The sequence below is a fragment of the Enterobacter sp. E20 genome, from assembly GCF_000801755.2.
GTDB classification, from domain to species: Bacteria; Pseudomonadota; Gammaproteobacteria; order Enterobacterales; family Enterobacteriaceae; genus Enterobacter; species Enterobacter asburiae_B.
This window is the reverse complement of sequence record NZ_CP012999.1, coordinates 3384345-3401545: the sequence shown is the minus strand read 5'-3', so window position 1 is coordinate 3401545 and position 17201 is coordinate 3384345. Positions and strand designations below refer to the sequence as shown.

General features: G+C 58.3%; 17 protein-coding genes. 15 read left to right on the top strand and 2 right to left on the bottom strand.

Features of this window, described 5'->3' with window-relative positions; genetic code table 11:
- Positions 1–39 precede the first annotated feature (39 nt).
- From aroC to NI40_RS15800, 5 genes are read left to right on the top strand one after another with little or no spacing between them, the layout of a single operon-like run.
- Complete coding sequence (aroC, locus tag NI40_RS15820) at positions 40–1125, top strand: chorismate synthase (RefSeq protein ID WP_039263243.1); 1086 nt, start codon at positions 40–42, stop codon at positions 1123–1125.
- A gap of 2 nt (positions 1126–1127) precedes the next feature.
- Positions 1128–1952, top strand: coding sequence for a penicillin-insensitive murein endopeptidase (gene mepA / locus NI40_RS15815; RefSeq protein ID WP_039263242.1), 825 nt, complete (start codon positions 1128–1130; stop codon positions 1950–1952).
- Positions 1952–2761 (top strand): sulfite exporter TauE/SafE family protein, encoded by an 810-nt coding sequence (locus tag NI40_RS15810; protein WP_038417370.1) that lies wholly within the window; start codon positions 1952–1954, stop codon positions 2759–2761. The genes mepA and NI40_RS15810 overlap by 1 nt, the downstream gene beginning before the upstream one ends.
- Positions 2761–3306, top strand: coding sequence for an elongation factor P hydroxylase (locus NI40_RS15805; RefSeq protein WP_039263241.1), 546 nt, complete (start codon positions 2761–2763; stop codon positions 3304–3306). The genes NI40_RS15810 and NI40_RS15805 overlap by 1 nt, the downstream gene beginning before the upstream one ends.
- A 13-nt stretch (positions 3307–3319) precedes the next feature.
- Entirely contained in the window at positions 3320–3595 is a 276-nt protein-coding gene (locus NI40_RS15800) for a YfcL family protein (RefSeq protein ID WP_033146100.1), read from the top strand.
- A gap of 97 nt (positions 3596–3692) precedes the next feature.
- On the opposite strand, the gene mnmC is transcribed toward NI40_RS15800, so the two are convergent.
- Positions 3693–5690, bottom strand: a complete 1998-nt coding sequence (gene mnmC, locus NI40_RS15795) for a bifunctional tRNA (5-methylaminomethyl-2-thiouridine)(34)-methyltransferase MnmD/FAD-dependent 5-carboxymethylaminomethyl-2-thiouridine(34) oxidoreductase MnmC (protein WP_039263240.1) — start codon at positions 5688–5690, stop codon at positions 3693–3695.
- Positions 5691–5848: 158 nt separating this feature from the next.
- On the opposite strand from mnmC, the gene fabB reads away from it, so the two are divergent.
- Positions 5849–7066: a beta-ketoacyl-ACP synthase I gene (fabB, locus tag NI40_RS15790; RefSeq protein ID WP_023336433.1), complete on the top strand. Its 1218-nt coding sequence runs from the start codon at positions 5849–5851 to the stop codon at positions 7064–7066.
- A gap of 207 nt (positions 7067–7273) precedes the next feature.
- Complete coding sequence (locus NI40_RS15785) at positions 7274–8452, top strand: MFS transporter (RefSeq protein ID WP_039263239.1); 1179 nt, start codon at positions 7274–7276, stop codon at positions 8450–8452.
- A 90-nt stretch (positions 8453–8542) separates the two neighbouring features.
- On the opposite strand, the gene flk is transcribed toward NI40_RS15785, so the two are convergent.
- The gene (gene flk / locus NI40_RS15780; protein WP_029740201.1) at positions 8543–9547 is read right to left on the bottom strand and encodes a flagella biosynthesis regulator Flk; all 1005 of its coding nucleotides are present in this window, start codon (positions 9545–9547) and stop codon (positions 8543–8545) included.
- 113 nt (positions 9548–9660) lie between these two features.
- Here flk and pdxB point away from each other — a divergent pair, with 113 nt between their 5' ends.
- From pdxB to cvpA, 8 genes are all read left to right on the top strand, one after another.
- A complete protein-coding gene (gene pdxB, locus NI40_RS15775) occupies positions 9661–10797 on the top strand; it encodes a 4-phosphoerythronate dehydrogenase PdxB (protein WP_039263238.1) in 1137 nt (378 codons plus the stop codon).
- Positions 10798–10864: 67 nt separating this feature from the next.
- On the top strand, positions 10865–11878 hold the full coding sequence (locus NI40_RS15770) for an aspartate-semialdehyde dehydrogenase (RefSeq protein ID WP_039263237.1): 1014 nt from the start codon (positions 10865–10867) through the stop codon (positions 11876–11878).
- Complete coding sequence (gene truA, locus NI40_RS15765; protein WP_023312566.1) at positions 11878–12690, top strand: tRNA pseudouridine(38-40) synthase TruA; 813 nt, start codon at positions 11878–11880, stop codon at positions 12688–12690. The genes NI40_RS15770 and truA overlap by 1 nt, the downstream gene beginning before the upstream one ends.
- Before the next feature lie 28 nt (positions 12691–12718).
- On the top strand, positions 12719–13378 hold the full coding sequence (locus NI40_RS15760; RefSeq protein ID WP_039263236.1) for a DedA family protein: 660 nt from the start codon (positions 12719–12721) through the stop codon (positions 13376–13378).
- A 154-nt stretch (positions 13379–13532) separates the two neighbouring features.
- Positions 13533–14438, top strand: coding sequence for an acetyl-CoA carboxylase, carboxyltransferase subunit beta (accD, locus tag NI40_RS15755; RefSeq protein WP_003861408.1), 906 nt, complete (start codon positions 13533–13535; stop codon positions 14436–14438).
- Between the two features lie 70 nt (positions 14439–14508).
- Positions 14509–15777 (top strand): bifunctional tetrahydrofolate synthase/dihydrofolate synthase, encoded by a 1269-nt coding sequence (gene folC, locus NI40_RS15750; RefSeq protein ID WP_039263234.1) that lies wholly within the window; start codon positions 14509–14511, stop codon positions 15775–15777.
- Positions 15767–16453 (top strand): cell division protein DedD, encoded by a 687-nt coding sequence (dedD, locus tag NI40_RS15745; protein WP_039263233.1) that lies wholly within the window; start codon positions 15767–15769, stop codon positions 16451–16453. Before folC ends, dedD begins: the two co-directional genes overlap by 11 nt.
- A 228-nt stretch (positions 16454–16681) precedes the next feature.
- On the top strand, positions 16682–17170 hold the full coding sequence (gene cvpA, locus NI40_RS15740; protein ID WP_000262116.1) for a colicin V production protein: 489 nt from the start codon (positions 16682–16684) through the stop codon (positions 17168–17170).
- The last annotated feature ends 31 nt before the right edge of the window (positions 17171–17201 follow it).

Sequence of the window (17201 nt, the reverse complement as noted above, 5' to 3'; positions counted from 1 at the left end):
TCACATCGCTCAAACACAAACTACAACATCGGAGCCGTGATGGCAGGAAACAGTATTGGACAGGTATTCCGCGTGACCACCTTTGGGGAATCACACGGGCTGGCGCTGGGCTGTATCGTTGATGGCGTACCGCCAGGCATCGAACTGACCGAAGCCGAATTACAGCACGACCTCGACCGTCGTCGCCCGGGCACCTCTCGCTACACCACGCAGCGTCGCGAGCCGGACCAGGTCAAAATTCTCTCCGGCGTCTTTGAAGGGCGCACTACCGGGACCAGCATTGGCCTGCTGATCGAAAACACCGATCAGCGCTCCCAGGACTACGGCGCCATTAAAGACGTCTTCCGTCCGGGCCACGCCGACTACACCTACGAACAAAAATACGGCTTCCGCGACTATCGCGGCGGCGGACGTTCTTCCGCGCGTGAAACCGCGATGCGCGTGGCGGCAGGGGCGATTGCTAAGAAATACCTGCAGCAGAAATTTGGCATCGCTATCCGCGGCTGTCTGACCCAGATGGGCGACATTCCGCTGGCGATCAAAGACTGGGATCAGGTTGAACAAAACCCGTTCTTCTGCGCCGATGCCGACAAGCTTGAGGCGCTGGACGAACTGATGCGTGGCCTGAAAAAAGAGGGCGACTCCATTGGCGCGAAAGTGACCGTGGTAGCTGACGGTGTCCCGGCTGGCTGGGGCGAGCCGGTATTCGACCGTCTCGACGCCGACATTGCCCATGCGCTGATGAGCATCAACGCAGTGAAGGGCGTTGAGATTGGCGACGGCTTTGACGTGGTTCAGCTTCGCGGCAGCCAGAACCGCGATGAGATTACGAAAGCGGGCTTCCAGAGCAACCATGCGGGCGGCATCCTGGGCGGTATCAGCAGCGGGCAGCAGATTGTTGCCAACATCGCGCTGAAGCCAACTTCCAGCATCACCGTGCCGGGCCACACGATTAACCGCGATGGCGAAGAAGTTGAGATGATCACCAAAGGACGTCACGATCCGTGCGTGGGGATCCGCGCGGTGCCGATCGCAGAAGCGATGCTGGCGATCGTGCTGATGGATCACTTCCTGCGCCAGCGCGCGCAGAATGCGGATGTGACGACCACCATTCCACGCTGGTAAACATGAAAAAAAACGCAATTGCTCTGCTGGCGCTGCTTGCCAGTGGAGCCAGTCTGGCCGCGACGCCATGGCAAAAAATCACCCACCCGGTGGCGGGGAGCGCGCAGTCCATTGGCGCCTTTTCCAACGGCTGTATCGTCGGTGCCCAGGAGCTTCCTCTCCAGTCTGATACCTATCAGGTGATGCGCACCGATCAGCGACGTTATTTCGGCCACCCGGATCTGGTGCTGTTCATCCAGCGTCTGGGAAACCAGGTGCATAACCTTGGGCTGGGCACGATGCTGATTGGCGATATGGGGATGCCTGCCGGCGGTCGCTTTAACGGTGGACACGCCAGCCACCAGACCGGACTGGATGTCGATATCTTCCTGCAGCTGCCGAAAACGCGCTGGACCTCCGCCCAGCTGCTGAAACCGCAGGCGCTGGATCTGGTGGCGAGCGACGGTAAGCGCGTTGTGCCGTCCCTGTGGACGCGGGACGTATCCAGCATGATCAAGCTGGCCGCGGAAGATAACGACGTCACGCGTATTTTCGTCAACCCGGCAATCAAGCAGCAGCTCTGCCTGGACGCCGGAACCGATCGCGACTGGCTGCGCAAAGTGCGCCCGTGGTTCCAGCATCGTGCGCATATGCACGTTCGTCTGCGCTGCCCAGCGAATAGCCTGGAATGTGAAGATCAGCCGCTACCTCCGCCAGGCGATGGCTGCGGTGCGGAACTGCAAAGCTGGTTTGAGCCGGCAAAACCTGGAACCTCTAAGCCTGAGAAGAAGACACCGCCTCCGTTGCCGCCTTCCTGCCAGGCGCTACTGGATGAGCATGTACTTTAATGGATAATTTCGTCGATCTGTTTATGGTGTCGCCGCTGCTGCTGGTGGTGCTGTTCTTTGTGGCCATGCTGGCCGGTTTTATCGACGCGCTCGCGGGCGGCGGCGGGTTGTTAACCGTGCCCGCGCTGCTGGCGGCGGGCATGAGCCCGGCGCAGGCGCTTGCCACCAACAAGCTGCAGGCCTGCGGCGGTTCGCTCTCGGCGTCGCTCTATTTTATCCGCCGCAAGGTGGTGAGCCTTGCCGATCAGAAGCTCAATATCCTGATGACCTTTATCGGCTCCACGTCGGGCGCGCTGCTGGTTCAGCACGTGCAGTCCGATATTTTGCGCCAGATCCTGCCGATTCTGGTCATCTGCATCGGGCTTTACTTCCTGCTGATGCCAAAGCTCGGTGAAGAAGACCGCCAGCGTCGCCTGTACGGCCTGCCGTTTGCCCTGATTGCCGGGGGCAGCGTGGGTTTTTACGACGGTTTCTTCGGGCCGGGGGCGGGTTCATTTTATGCGCTGGCGTTCGTGACGCTGGCCGGGTTTAACCTCGCCAAATCCACCGCCCATGCCAAAGTGCTCAACGCGACCTCAAACGTCGGCGGCCTGCTGCTGTTTATCATCGGCGGCAAGGTTATCTGGGCAACCGGATTTGTGATGATGGCAGGGCAGTTCCTGGGCGCGCGCGCGGGCTCGCGTCTGGTATTAAGCAAAGGACAAAAACTTATTCGCCCGATGATCGTCATCGTCTCGGCCGTAATGAGCGCCAAACTTCTTTATGACAGCCATGGACAGGAGATCCTCACCTGGTTGGGGATGCACTAATGAACAGTACGCATAGATACGAACAGCTGATTGAGATTTTCGACGGCTGTTTTGCCGACGATTTTAATACCCGTCTGATTAAAGGCGACGACGAACCGATCTATCTTCCTGCTGATGCGGAGGTTCCGTATAACCGCATCGTCTTTGCCCACGGCTTTTATGCCAGCGGCTTGCACGAGATTTCGCACTGGTGCATTGCGGGTAAAGCGCGGCGCGAGCTGGTGGACTTCGGTTACTGGTACTGCCCGGACGGACGTGATGCCGCCACTCAGGGCCAGTTTGAAGATGTGGAAGTGAAGCCGCAGGCGCTGGAATGGCTATTCTGCGTCGCGGCGGGTTTCCCGTTCAACGTCAGCTGTGACAACCTCGAAGGCGACTTCGAGCCAGACCGTATCGTCTTCCAGCGCCGCGTTCACGCGCAGGTGATGGAATATCTTGAGAAAGGCATCCCGGAACGTCCGGCACGCCTGATCGAGGCCTTACAGAATTATTACCACACGCCGGTTATCACGGCGGAATGCTTCCCTTGGCCGGAAGATCTTTAACAGAGGAAAGAAGATGATCGCAGAATTTGAATCACGCATTCTGGCGTTAATTGATGACATGGTGGAACACGCCAGTGATGATGAGCTGTTCGCCAGCGGTTATCTGCGTGGTCACCTGACGCTCGCGGTAGCCGAGCTGGAAGCGGGGGACGATCACTCTGCCGACGCCGTTCACGCTGAAGTCACTCGCAGCCTGGAAAAAGCCATTCTGGCCGGGGAGCTCTCGCCGCGCGACCAGTCTCTGGTGTTAGGCATGTGGGACACTTTGTTCCAGCAGGCTAAACGCTAAGTCATCGTATTTCACCCGGTGGCGCTGCGCTTACCGGGCCTGTGAATATCCCCTCTCCCTGTGGGAGAGGGTTAGGGTGAGGGCACCAGACCGCACCCTACTTGACCTTCTTCCCCTTCAGCAGTTTCCGTACCCACAATCGATTCGGATTCAGCCCTGCAAGCGTAACCCTGTCCAGCGGCATCGGCTCGCCGCTCATTTGTGCGGCTAACACTTCTGCCAGTAGCGGTGCGGAACAGAGCCCGCGAGATCCTAATCCACCCAGCATAAACAGCTCCGGATAAACCGGCGCGCTTACCGCGTTATCCCGGTTATCAGCAAGATCCTGATAGGCCTCAAGCGTCGCGTCGTAGTCCGGCACATTTCCCGCCATCGGCAGATGATCGCGGGTGGCGCAGCGCACGCCGCAGCGCGCGTCACCCTCGCTGACGTCAACCTCTCTCGCCCACGCCGCATCCGGGAAACAGTCAATCAGGCGCTGGCGGTTCTGGGCCTGATCCGCGTCGCTGTATCGCATATCCGTTTCGCCACGATGATAGCTGGCCCCGATGCAGTGGTGGCCGTTAGACGGATTTTGCGGCGTCAGATAGCCGTCATAGCACAGCACCTGACGCAGTTTGCTCAGTTCGGGCGCGGAAGGAATATGGCTTACCTGGCCGCCGACCGGATAAACCGGCAACGTCTCTGTCTGGATAAACTGGCTGATGTTATGTCCGTTTGCCAGCACAACGCTGGCATGGCTCGCCTCTTTGCCATCAGCAAAACGCAGATTCCAGCGTTCTGTCCGGCTCAACGATTCAACTTTGTGAGCATAATGCGCCGTCAGCCCGCGCGACTGCGCCAGGGCAATGACCGCCGCGGTCAGTTCAGCCGGGCACAGCCAGCCGCCGAGCGGATACTGAATGCCCCCACACCCGGTTTCCACGCCAGCGGTGTCTGCCACCTCTTGCGCACTTACCGCACGGGCAATCTCGTCAGGCAGACCCAGCGACAGCATCTGCGTGATTTTTTGCTGGCTCTTTTCATCCCAGCCGAGCTGCGTCACGCCGCACCAGTCATGCTCGAACGCCACCGGCAGGGCGTCGTACAGGCGACGAGCGAAGGTAAACGCCGCCGGGAAAAACCGGAACAGGGCCGGGTCGTGCGCGCTTAAAAGCGGATAGAGCGCACCCTGACGGTTGCCGGATGCCCCGCTTGCTGGCGCGTCGTCGGCACAGTAGAGCGTGACCTGCCAGCCGCGGTGGAGAAGCGCGAGAGACAGCAGAGCGCTGGCGATCCCCCCGCCGACTATCGCCACCTCACGGGATGCGCTGGCGCCGCGTGCAAACCAGGGGGCACTTGCGGGGATGTCCAGCGTCTGCTCCATTCTGCCGACCAGCATGTCGCGCTTGCGGCCAAAACCTTTGGTTTTCTGCATGGTAAAGCCCGCCTCCTGCAGCCCGCGGCGGACAAAGCCTGCCGAGGTGAAGGTGGCAAGCGTTGCGCCCGGGCGCGCCAGCCGCGCCATCGCGCTAAACAGATGCTGGCTCCACATGTCCGGGTTTTTGGCGGGGGCAAAGCCGTCAAGGAACCACGCATCCACCGTCTGATTCATCGAATCATCGAGCGTATCGGTCAGGTCATTGATATCGCCAAGCCATAAATCCAGCGTCACGCGTCCGCCGTCCAGAATCAGACGGTGGCAGCCGCCAATGTGGGGTGGCCACTGCGCCTGAAGCTGCTCCGCCCAGGCTGCAAGCTCTGGCCAGCGCTGATGAGCGAGCCGCAGATCGTGCGCGGTGAGCGGGAATTTTTCGAAACTGATGAAATGTAATCTTTGTAGCGTAGCCTCAGGGTGGGCAGCGTGAAACTGGTCAAACGCCTGCCAGAGGGTCAGAAAATTGAGCCCGGTACCGAATCCGCTTTCCGCTACAACAAACTGGCTCCGCGGATGCTCCGGGAAGCGGGTGCTGAGCTGGTTTCCGTCGAGGAAAACATAGCGAGTTTCTTCGAGTCCGTTATCATTAGAAAAATAGACGTCATCAAAATCTCGGGAAACAGGTGTACCCTCAGCGTTGAATTCGAGGTTGGCGGGTTGTATAGCGTTTTGTTTCACGTAAGTTACTCGTCTGACAGGCAGTGGCACGATCTTAACGATGTGAGTCCATCGGTGCAAATTTCCGCAGAAAATGTCTGATCGGACTTGTTCGGCGTACAAGTGTACGCTATTGTGCGACTCGAAACTTACTATAGTGCGACTTACAGAGGTATTGAATGAAACGTGCAGTGATTACTGGCCTGGGCATTGTTTCCAGCATCGGTAATAACCAGCAGGAAGTCCTGGCATCTCTGCGTGAAGGACGCTCCGGGATCACTTTCTCTGAAGAGTTTAAAGATTCAGGTATGCGTAGCCACGTATGGGGTAACGTCAAACTGGACACCACCGGTTTGATTGACCGCAAAGTGGTTCGTTTCATGAACGATGCCTCTATTTATGCTTATCTCTCCATGCAGGAAGCGATCAAAGATTCCGGCCTGAGTGAAGAGGTTTATCAGAACAACCCGCGCGTGGGTCTGATCGCCGGTTCCGGCGGCTCATCAAAAGCGCAGGTATTCGGCGCTGACGCAATGCGTAGCCCGCGTGGTCTGAAAGCTGTAGGTCCGTACGTGGTCACCAAAGCTATGGGTTCTGCGGTTTCCGCGTGCCTGGCGACCCCATTCAAAATCCACGGTGTGAACTACTCCATCAGCTCCGCGTGTGCGACTTCCGCGCACTGCATCGGTAATGCTGTTGAGCAGATCCAGCTGGGTAAACAGGACATCGTATTTGCTGGCGGCGGCGAAGAGCTGGGCTGGGAAATGGCCTGTGAATTCGACGCGATGGGCGCACTGTCCACCAAGTACAATGAAACCCCGGATAAAGCCTCCCGTACCTATGATGCGCACCGTGACGGTTTCGTTATCGCTGGCGGCGGCGGTATGGTTGTGGTTGAAGAGCTGGAGCATGCCCTGGCACGTGGCGCGCACATCTACGCTGAAATCGTGGGCTACGGTGCAACGTCTGACGGCGCCGACATGGTTGCGCCATCCGGCGAAGGCGCTGTGCGCTGCATGAAGATGGCGATGCACGGCGTTGACACCCCAATCGACTACCTGAACTCCCACGGTACCTCTACTCCGGTAGGCGACGTGAAAGAGCTGGGTGCGATCCGTGAAGTCTTCGGCGACAACAGCCCGGCAATCTCCGCGACCAAAGCCATGACCGGTCACTCTCTGGGGGCGGCTGGCGTGCAGGAAGCGATCTACTCTCTGCTGATGCTGGAAAACGGCTTTATCGCGCCAAGCATCAACATCGATGAGATGGACGAGCAGGCTGCTGGCCTGAACATCGTGACCAAACCAACGGAAGCGACGCTGACCACCGTCATGTCAAACAGCTTCGGCTTCGGTGGCACCAACGCCACGCTGGTTATGCGTAAGCTGAAAGCATAAGTTTTACGTTTGATTCCGGAAGGGAGCCATAAGGCTCCCTTTTTTATGCATTGACAAGCGGCTGATCTCACAGGCAAACTTCACCCCTCAACATTATCCTCACGATAATGCGTAAGCGTTTAACGTCAACCAACGCACCTTAATCCTGATAATCAGGTAGAGGGGGCGTGGCATTTCCCCGCCTTACTCTTCATTTCGGAGTAAAGCATGACTGCAGTAACTCAAACAGAAACAACCCCTTCAGCGAACGTCTCGCTGTTCCGTATCGCTTTCGCGGTATTTCTAACCTATATGACCGTCGGCCTGCCGCTGCCGGTGATCCCGCTGTTCGTTCATCAGGAGCTGGGCTATGGCAACACCATGGTCGGCATTGCCGTGGGCATTCAGTTTTTAGCCACGGTATTGACCCGCGGTTACGCCGGACGGCTGGCGGATCAGCACGGTGCAAAACGCTCGGCGCTACAGGGGATGTTTGCCTGTGGGCTGGCGGGCGGCGCATGGCTGCTGGCTTCTCTCCTGCCGGTAGACGCCGCGTATAAGTTTGCGCTGCTGGTGCTGGGCCGCTTAATCCTGGGCTTTGGTGAAAGCCAGCTGCTGACCGGCACCCTGACCTGGGGAATGGGTCTGGTGGGGCCGGCACGCTCCGGCAAGGTGATGTCCTGGAACGGTATGGCCATCTATGGCGCGCTGGCCGCAGGCGCACCGCTTGGGCTGCTGATCAATAGCCAGTTTGGATTTGCGGCGCTGGCTGCCACCACCATGGTTTTACCCCTGCTGGCGTGGGCGTTTAACGGCTCGGTGCGTAAGGTGCCCGCGCACAAAGGCGAGCGTCCTTCCCTGTGGAGCGTGGTCGGCCAAATCTGGCAGCCGGGTCTTGGCCTGGCGCTGCAGGGCGTGGGTTTTGCGGTGATTGGTACCTTCGTCTCGCTCTATTTTATGAGCCGCGGCTGGGCGATGGCCGGTTTTACGCTCACCGCGTTTGGCGGCGCGTTTGTGCTGATGCGCGTGCTTTTCGGCTGGATGCCGGATCGCTTTGGCGGCGTGAAGGTGGCGGTGGCGTCGCTGGTGATTGAAACCATCGGTCTGCTGCTGCTGTGGAATGCACCCGTTGCATCCGTTGCGCTGCTTGGCGCGGCGCTGACCGGCTGCGGCTGTTCACTGATCTTCCCGGCGCTGGGCGTTGAAGTGGTGAAGCGCGTGGCCCCGCAGGTGCGCGGTACGGCGCTGGGCGGCTATGCGGCCTTTCAGGATATCTCATACGGGGTAACCGGACCGCTGGCCGGGGTGTTAGCCACCTCGTTTGGTTATCCGTCCGTCTTTCTGGCCGGTGCGGTTTCCGCAGTGGTGGGGATCGTGGTGACGCTGGTGGCGTTTCGCAGGACTTGAGCCGTTATTGCCGGGTGGCGGCTGTGCCTTACCCGGCCTACGGTTCGAGCCGCTTTAGGCCCGGTAAGCGCAGCGCCACCGGGCAAAATATCAGGCAACCAGCCAGAAAATCGCCAGCGCAATCAGTAGCGCAATAAACATCAACCCCGGACGCGCAGAGAGCGTTCTGAACGTCTCGACGACCGGCGCAAACAGCGGGCTGTAGATCGGCTGAATGTTTCTCACCTCCGGCACGCCGCCTTCGCGCTCGGCGCGGCGAACGAAGATTTGATTGAGCAGATCCTGCACCTGCGCGGTGGTCAGAACCGTTTGCGGCGTGGCCTGCCAGTTTTGCTGGGCGTAATCCCGGATGACTTCAAACTCGTGCGGCTCAAGCGGCTGCTTCAGTGCCGCCTGGACGGTATGCAGGGTAGGGGCATTCTGGGTGCTGAGCGTCTGGCGCGCCTGGAGCCAGGTCACCAGATGCGTAAACTGTTTGGCCGGTATTAACTCACCCGCCTTCACGCCGGACAGCTCCAGCATGGATTGCCAGATAAGCTTCGTCGGTTCGCCGGTGGCCGCAGCCAGCTTCGTCACCATCTGCTTGAGCGTGTTGTGCTCGGCTGGCAGCAGCGGACGCTCGGTCGCCGGGCGCACCTGAGGCTGCGGAATAGACAGCTCGTTGTTCTGCAGCAGGGTCAGCACGGTTTTGAGCTGGTCGGGCGTCAGCTGGCCCAGCGCGGTCTGACCATACTGCTGGCGAATAAAATCGCTCACCGCCTGCCGGTTATTGCCCTGACCCAGCAGCTCCGTCAGCTGAGCAACAATCTGGCGCGTGGTGTGGTTCTGCTGCGCGGTATTGATACGCTGGTTCAGGTTTTGCTCGGCAGCAGGGAAATGGCGCGACTGCAGCGGTGCGTCGTTCCTCACGCCTAAATCATGCTTTACCCCGGCCCAGACTTCCGCGTTTTGCTGTGAAGTCAGCGCAATCAGGCGCGTGATCAGTCGCTCCAGCACGGTGCGCTGTTGCGTGGATAGCGGTTGTTCACCGGCAACGTTTGGCGTGACGGGGCCTTCACCCGGAGGGCGTGGCGGCGTACCTGAAATGGGCTGCATCGTCAAAAATCCTTAAAGTCAAAACTCAGCGTAAACCAGGCATACATATATGCCTGGCGGCGAGATTATGGCACACTTGGCAGGTTTTCTTCCTCTCAAACAGGTACTCAGACGTGAAAATCCTCGTTGATGAAAATATGCCTTACGCCCGTGAGCTGTTTAGCCGCCTGGGTAACGTTAAGGCTGTCCCTGGTCGCCCGATCCCGGTCAACGAACTGGATGACGCAGACGCGCTGATGGTGCGCTCGGTGACTAAAGTAAATGAGGCGTTGCTCGCCGGTAAAGCGATTAAGTTTGTCGGAACCGCAACGGCAGGGACCGATCATGTGGATGATAAATGGCTGAAGCAGGCCGGAATCGGTTTTTCCGCCGCGCCGGGCTGTAACGCCATTGCCGTTGTGGAATACGTTTTCTCCTCCCTGCTGATGCTGGCCGAGCGCGACGGGTTTGCGCTGAAGGACCGCACCGTGGGGATTGTCGGCGTGGGTAACGTCGGCGGGCGCCTGCAAAAGCGCCTTGAAGCGTTAGGGATCCGCACGCTGCTGTGCGATCCGCCGCGTAAAGATAACGGCGATGACGAGGATTTCCGCTCGCTGGATGAGCTGGTTGAACAGTGTGACGTGCTGACGTTCCACACGCCGCTGTTTAAAGAGGGGCCGTATAAGTCGCTGCATCTTGCTGACGAGGCGCTGATCCGTCGTCTGAAGGCTGGCACTATTCTGATAAATGCCTGCCGTGGTCCGGTGGTAGATAACGCCGCGCTGCTGACATGCCTGAACGAAGGACAAGACCTCAGCGTGGTGCTGGACGTCTGGGAGCCGGAGCCGGATCTCAACGTTGAGCTGCTTAACAAGGTAGACGTGGGCACGGCGCATATCGCCGGTTATACCCTCGAGGGGAAAGCGCGCGGCACGACGCAGGTCTTCGAAGCCTACAGCGCTTTTATCGGCCATCCGCAGCAGGTGGCGCTGGATACCTTACTCCCCGCGCCTGAATTTGGCCGCATTACCCTGCACGGTCCGCTCGATCAGGCAACGCTGAAAAGGCTGGTGCATTTGGTGTATGATGTGCGCCGCGATGATGCGCTGCTGCGTAAAGTGGCGGGGATCCCGGGTGAATTTGATAAGCTGCGCAAGAACTACGTTGAGCGCCGCGAGTGGTCTTCCCTGTATGTAATATGCGACGACGCCCCGTCGGCGACGCTGCTGCATAAGCTGGGATTTAACGCCGTTCATCACCCGGCGCATTAATGTCTTCTTAATGCTCCCTGTCGGATACTCCGACAGGGACGCTTTTTTATTTCTGGAGTAAACCACCATGTCTGAAGGCTGGAACATTGCCATTTTAGGTGCCACGGGTGCCGTGGGCGAAGCCCTGCTCGAAACCCTTGCTGAGCGTCAGTTCCCGGTGGGCGATATCTATGCGCTGGCCCGTACCGACAGCGCAGGTGAGCATCTGCGTTTTAACGGTAAATCCGTCATGGTCCAGGACGCGGCCGCGTTCGACTGGACGCAGGCGCAGCTGGCGTTTTTCGCCGCGGGCGCTGAAGCGACGGCTGCGTACGTTGAAGAGGCGACTAACGCAGGCTGCCTGGTGATCGACCTGAGCGGTCTGTTCTCAATGGAGCCGGATGTGCCGCTGGTGGTGCCGGACGTGAACCCGTTTGTGCTGGCTGACTACCGCAACCGTAACGTCATTGCGGTCCCGAACAGCCTCACCAGCCAGCTGCTGACCGCCCTGAAACCGCTGATCGACGACGGTGGCCTGTCGCGCATTACCGTCACCAGCCTGCTGTCCGCGTCCGCGAACGGCAAAAAGGCCGTTGACGCGCTGGCCGGGCAGAGCGCGAAGCTGCTGAACGGTATCCCGATTGACGAAGACGATTTCTTTGGGCGCCAGCTGGCGTTCAACATGCTGCCGCTGCTGCCGGACCGCGAGGGCTCCGTGCGCGAAGAGCGCCGTATCGTCGATGAAGTGCGTAAAATTCTGCAGGACGATGGCCTGATGATTTCCGCGAACGTCGTGCAGTCTCCGGTCTTCTACGGCCACGCGCAGATGGTTGGCTTTGAAGCCCTGCGTCCGCTGGCGGCAGAAGAGGCGCGCGACGCGTTTGGCCGCGGTGAAGACATCGTGCTCTCCGAAGAGAGCGAGTTCCCGACCCAGGTTGGCGATGCCACCGGCAGCGCGCATCTTTCCGTTGGCTGCGTGCGTAACGATTACGGCATGCCGGAACAGGTTCAGTTCTGGTCCGTTGCCGATAACGTTCGCTTCGGCGGCGCGCTGATGGCGGTCAAAATCGCTGAAAAACTGGTGCAGGAGTACCTGTACTGATGTCAGACGTGGAACAAAAGCCGGTCCATAGAATTGCGCTCGGAATTGAGTACGACGGCAGTAAATATTATGGCTGGCAGCGTCAGAACGAGGTGCGCAGCGTCCAGGAGAAGCTGGAGAAAGCGCTCTCTCAGGTGGCAAACGAGCCGATTAACGTCCTGTGCGCGGGACGTACGGACGCGGGAGTTCACGGCACGGGGCAGGTGGTGCACTTTGAAACCACCGCCGTGCGTAAGGATGCCGCCTGGACGCTGGGTGTAAATGCGAATTTGCCTGGTGACATTGCGGTGCGTTGGGTAAAAGCTGTGCCGGATGATTTTCACGCGCGCTTCAGCGCCACGGCGCGTCGCTACCGTTATGTCATCTACAACCAGCGCCTGCGTCCGGCGGTGTTAAGCCAGGGCGTGACGCATTTTTATGAACCGCTTGATGCGGAACGTATGCATCGCGCGGCGCAGTGTCTGATTGGTGAAAATGACTTTACGTCGTTTCGTGCGGTGCAGTGTCAGTCCCGCACGCCGTGGCGCAACGTCATGCACATAAACGTCAGCCGTTTTGGCGCGTATGTGGTGGTGGATATTAAAGCCAATGCCTTTGTACATCATATGGTTAGGAATATTGTGGGCAGCCTGATGGAAGTGGGTGCCGGACACCAGCCGGAGAGCTGGATTGCAGACCTGCTGGCAGCGAAGGACAGAACGCTTGCGGCAGCCACGGCGAAAGCGGAAGGATTGTATCTGGTCTCAGTAGACTATCCGGATCGATTTGACCTGCCGAAACCGCCAATGGGCCCGCTGTTTTTAGCGGACTAAACAAAGGTGCAATTAGGGCTTAGACAATATGGACGTAATACGTTTTCTGATTGATTTCATTCTGCATATTGATGTTCACCTGGCAGAGCTGGTCGCGCAGTATGGCGTCTGGGTTTACGCCATTCTGTTCCTCATTCTGTTTTGTGAAACCGGTCTGGTCGTTACCCCATTCCTGCCAGGGGATTCACTGCTGTTCGTTGCCGGGGCGCTATCGGCGTTACCCACTAACGATCTGAACGTGCATCTTATGGTTGTGCTGATGGTGATTGCCGCCATTGTCGGTGATGCGGTCAACTATACGATTGGACGGGTGTTCGGTGAGCGGCTTTTCAGCAATCCTGATTCGAAAATTTTCCGTCGCAGCTATTTAGATAAAACCCATGCGTTTTATGAACGCCATGGCGGGAAAACCATTATCCTTGCGCGTTTTGTGCCTATTGTGCGCACATTTGCACCGTTTGTGGCGGGAATGGGGCATATGTCCTATCGTCATTTTGCGGCATACAACGTGGTTGGCGCGCTGCTGTGGGTACTGCTGTTTACCTACGCAGGCTATCTGTTTGGCGATCTCCCGGTGGTGCAGGAAAACCTTAAGTTACTGATTGTAGCGATTATTGTGCTTTCCGTACTGCCTGGCGTTATCGAAATCATTCGTCACAAACGTGCGGCGGCAAAACAAGCGAAGTAAATGCACGCTGGCGGTTCGACCACTTTTTTATCCAAAGTTTCGGGCTGTTATGTTTTAATGTGCAACATTCATGGTCTGTTGGAGGCAAAAATGGCATTATTCGCCTCTTATAGCAAAACTGGCATACGACCAGGTTCAGGCAGAAAGGTTATCAATGAGCTGGATTGAACGAATTAAAAGCAACATTACCCCAACGCGCAAAGCGAGCATTCCTGAAGGGGTATGGACGAAGTGTGATAGCTGCGGTCAGGTTCTGTATCGCGCAGAGCTGGAGCGCAACCTTGAGGTGTGTCCGAAGTGTGACCACCATATGCGTATGTCGGCGCGCAACCGCCTGCATAGCCTGCTGGACGAAGGCTCTCTGGTAGAGCTGGGTAGCGAACTTGAGCCAAAAGACGTGCTGAAGTTCCGCGATTCCAAAAAATATAAAGATCGTCTGGCCTCTGCACAGAAAGAGACCGGCGAGAAAGACGCGCTGATCGTCATGAAAGGCACCCTGCATGAGATGCCGGTTGTCGCCGCTGCCTTTGAGTTCTCCTTTATGGGCGGCTCAATGGGCTCCGTGGTCGGTGCGCGCTTCGTGCGTGCCGTTGAGCAGGCGCTGGAAGACAACTGTCCGCTGATCTGCTTCTCAGCCTCCGGTGGTGCACGTATGCAGGAAGCGCTGATGTCGCTGATGCAGATGGCGAAAACCTCTGCTGCGCTGGCGAAAATGCAGGAGCGCGGTCTTCCGTACATCTCCGTGCTGACCGACCCAACCATGGGCGGCGTCTCTGCGAGCTTCGCGATGCTGGGCGACCTGAACATCGCTGAGCCAAAAGCGCTGATCGGCTTTGCGGGTCCTCGCGTTATCGAGCAAACCGTTCGTGAAAAACTGCCGCCGGGCTTCCAGCGCAGTGAGTTCCTCATTGAGAAAGGCGCTATCGATATGATCGTCCGCCGTCCGGAAATGCGCCTGAAGCTGGCGAGCATTCTGGCGAAGCTGATGAATCTGCCAGCGCCGAACCCGGATGAGCCGCGCGAAGGCGTGGTGGTACCGGATCAGGAACCCGAGGCCTGATAACTGAAAAGGGCAGGGCCGGTTGGCGCTGCCCTTTTGCTTTCTAATCTGTTAATGACAACCGGGCATTATGGAAAATAAAAGCATTCCCCAAGCCACGTCGCCCCTGGCCGCGTGGCTTTCTTATCTGGAAAACCTGCACAGTAAAACCATCGATATGGGGCTTGAGCGCGTAAGCCAGGTCGCCGCGCGTCTTGATGTGCTCAAACCGGCACCTTTCGTGTTCACCGTCGCGGGCACCAACGGTAAAGGCACTACCTGCCGCACGCTGGAATCTGTCCTGATGGCCGCAGGTTACAAAGTTGGCGTGTACAGCTCTCCACACCTGGTCCGCTACACCGAGCGCGTTCGCGTGCAGAACAGCGAGCTGCCGGAATCGGCGCATACGGCGTCGTTCGCGGAAATTGAAGCCGCACGCGGTGAGATCTCATTAACCTATTTTGAATACGGTACCCTGTCGGCGCTGTGGCTGTTCAAACAGGCGCAGCTGGATGTCGTGATCCTTGAGGTCGGCCTCGGCGGACGTCTTGATGCCACCAATATGGTGAGTGCGGACGTGGCGGTGGTCACCAGCATCGCGCTGGACCATATCGACTGGCTGGGACCGGATCGTGAAAGCATTGGCCGCGAGAAGGCCGGTATTTTCCGGGCGAATAAACCCGCCGTGGTCGGCGAGCCGGACATGCCGCACACCATTGCTGACGTGGCAAATGAGAAGGGCGCGCGTCTGCTGCGCCGCGGCGTTGACTGGCAGTATGAGGTTCAGGATAACGGCTGGCGCTTCAGCGATGCCCAGGGCGCGCTGGATAACCTGCCGCTGCCGCAGGTGCCGCAGCCGAACGCGGCCACCGCGCTGGCGGCACTGCGCGCCAGCGGATTAGCGGTCAGCGAGCAGGCAATTCGCGACGGCATTCAGAGCGCAATTCTGCCCGGGCGCTTCCAGATTGTCAGCGAGTCACCGCGCCTGATTCTGGACGTGGCGCATAACCCGCATGCGGCGGCGTATCTCGCGGGACGTCTCAAATCGTTACCAAAAACCGGGCGCGTGCTGGCGGTTATCGGTATGCTTCATGATAAAGATATCGGCGGGACGCTGGCCTGCATGGAGACTGTGGTCGATAGCTGGTATTGTGCTCCTCTGGAGGGGCCGCGCGGCGCGACGGCTGAGCAGTTGATGGAACATCTCGGCAAAGGCGCAATCTATAGTAGCGTGGCTCAGGCCTGGCATGCCGCGATGGCGGATGCTAAACCAGAAGATACCGTGCTGGTGTGTGGTTCATTCCACACGGTGGCACATGTCATGGAAGTGATGGACGCGGGGAGAACCGGTGGCGAGTAAGTTTCAGAACCGTTTAACAGGAACCATTGTGCTGGTCGCGCTCGGGGTGATTATTCTCCCGGGTCTGCTCGACGGGCAGAAAAAGCATTATCAGGACGAGTTTGCCGCTATTCCGCTGGTGCCGAAACCGGGTGACCGTGATGAGCCGGATATGCTGCCAGCGGCGACGCAGGCGCTGCCTGCTCAGCCGCCGGAAGGCGCGGCGGAAGAGGTGCGCGCAGGCGATGCCGCCGCCCCGTCGCTCGATCCGTCTCGTCTGGCGGCAGCGAGCAGCAGCGATATCGATCCGGTGCCGGTAGAGCAGCCTAAACCCGTTGAAAAACCGAAGCCGGTTGAGAAGCCGCAGCCGAAACCGCAGCGCGATAAAGCCGCAGAGCAGCTGGCTGCCGCATCAGAAACCCCACCGCCGGCAAAACAAGACGCGGCACCGACCGGAAAAGCGTACGTTGTGCAGCTCGGCGCGCTGAAAAACGCCGACAAAGTTAACGAGGTCGTGAGCAAACTGCGCAGTGCGGGATATCGTGTTTACACTTCACCTTCCACGCCGGTGCAGGGTAAAATTACCCGTATCCTCGTGGGGCCAGAAGCGTCCAAAGATAAGCTTAAAGGTTCGCTCGGCGAGCTGAAGCAGATCTCCGGCCTGAGCGGCGTGGTGATGGGCTACAGCGCGAACTGATAAGATCTTACCCAACCTCGGAGTGGTTTGCTCCCTCTCCCTTGAGGGAGAGGGCCGGGGTGAGGGGGAGCAGACGTCCACAGAGACGTCAAATGGACCGTGGCGTTGAACATTTTTTCAGCGCCTTTTTTATTTACGCGCGGGAAGGAAATCCCTACGCAAACGTTTTCTTTTTCTGTTAGAATTCGCCCCGAACTGGATGACAGGGCGTTAAATCGTGGGACACATATGGTCTGGATTGATTACGCCATCATTGCGGTGATTGGTTTTTCCTGTCTGGTTAGCCTGATCCGTGGCTTTGTTCGTGAAGCGTTATCGCTGGTAACCTGGGGTTGTGCTTTCTTTGTTGCCAGTCATTACTACACTTACCTGTCTGTCTGGTTCACGGGCTTTGAAGATGAACTGGTCCGAAACGGAATTGCCATCGCGGTGCTGTTTATCGCAACGCTGATTGTCGGCGCTATCGTGAATTACGTGATAGGTCAGCTGGTCGAGAAAACCGGTCTGTCAGGAACGGACAGGGTGCTCGGGATCTGTTTCGGGGCGTTACGAGGCGTGCTGATTGTAGCCGCGATCCTGTTCTTCCTGGATACCTTCACCGGGTTCTCCAAAAGCGAAGACTGGCAGAAATCGCAGCTCATTCCAGAGTTCAGCTTCATCATCAGATGGTTCTTTGACTATCTGCAAAGCTCGTCGAGTTTTTTGCCCAGGGCATAAACCCTGAGATGTGGCTTAACGAGGAAAAGAC

What these genes read in the sequence shown, in the direction of transcription:
- aroC (WP_039263243.1), top strand. Translation starts at nt 40, where the DNA reads ATGGCAGGAAACAGTATTGGACAGGTATTCCGCGTGACCACCTTTGGG.
- mepA (WP_039263242.1), top strand. Translation starts at nt 1,128, where the DNA reads ATGAAAAAAAACGCAATTGCTCTGCTGGCGCTGCTTGCCAGTGGAGCC.
- NI40_RS15810 (WP_038417370.1), top strand. Translation starts at nt 1,952, where the DNA reads ATGGATAATTTCGTCGATCTGTTTATGGTGTCGCCGCTGCTGCTGGTG.
- NI40_RS15805 (WP_039263241.1), top strand. Translation starts at nt 2,761, where the DNA reads ATGAACAGTACGCATAGATACGAACAGCTGATTGAGATTTTCGACGGC.
- NI40_RS15800 (WP_033146100.1), top strand. Translation starts at nt 3,320, where the DNA reads ATGATCGCAGAATTTGAATCACGCATTCTGGCGTTAATTGATGACATG.
- fabB (WP_023336433.1), top strand. Translation starts at nt 5,849, where the DNA reads ATGAAACGTGCAGTGATTACTGGCCTGGGCATTGTTTCCAGCATCGGT.
- NI40_RS15785 (WP_039263239.1), top strand. Translation starts at nt 7,274, where the DNA reads ATGACTGCAGTAACTCAAACAGAAACAACCCCTTCAGCGAACGTCTCG.
- flk (WP_029740201.1), bottom strand. Translation starts at nt 9,547, where the DNA reads ATGCAGCCCATTTCAGGTACGCCGCCACGCCCTCCGGGTGAAGGCCCC.
- NI40_RS15770 (WP_039263237.1), top strand. Translation starts at nt 10,865, where the DNA reads ATGTCTGAAGGCTGGAACATTGCCATTTTAGGTGCCACGGGTGCCGTG.
- truA (WP_023312566.1), top strand. Translation starts at nt 11,878, where the DNA reads ATGTCAGACGTGGAACAAAAGCCGGTCCATAGAATTGCGCTCGGAATT.
- NI40_RS15760 (WP_039263236.1), top strand. Translation starts at nt 12,719, where the DNA reads ATGGACGTAATACGTTTTCTGATTGATTTCATTCTGCATATTGATGTT.
- accD (WP_003861408.1), top strand. Translation starts at nt 13,533, where the DNA reads ATGAGCTGGATTGAACGAATTAAAAGCAACATTACCCCAACGCGCAAA.
- folC (WP_039263234.1), top strand. Translation starts at nt 14,509, where the DNA reads ATGGAAAATAAAAGCATTCCCCAAGCCACGTCGCCCCTGGCCGCGTGG.
- cvpA (WP_000262116.1), top strand. Translation starts at nt 16,682, where the DNA reads ATGGTCTGGATTGATTACGCCATCATTGCGGTGATTGGTTTTTCCTGT.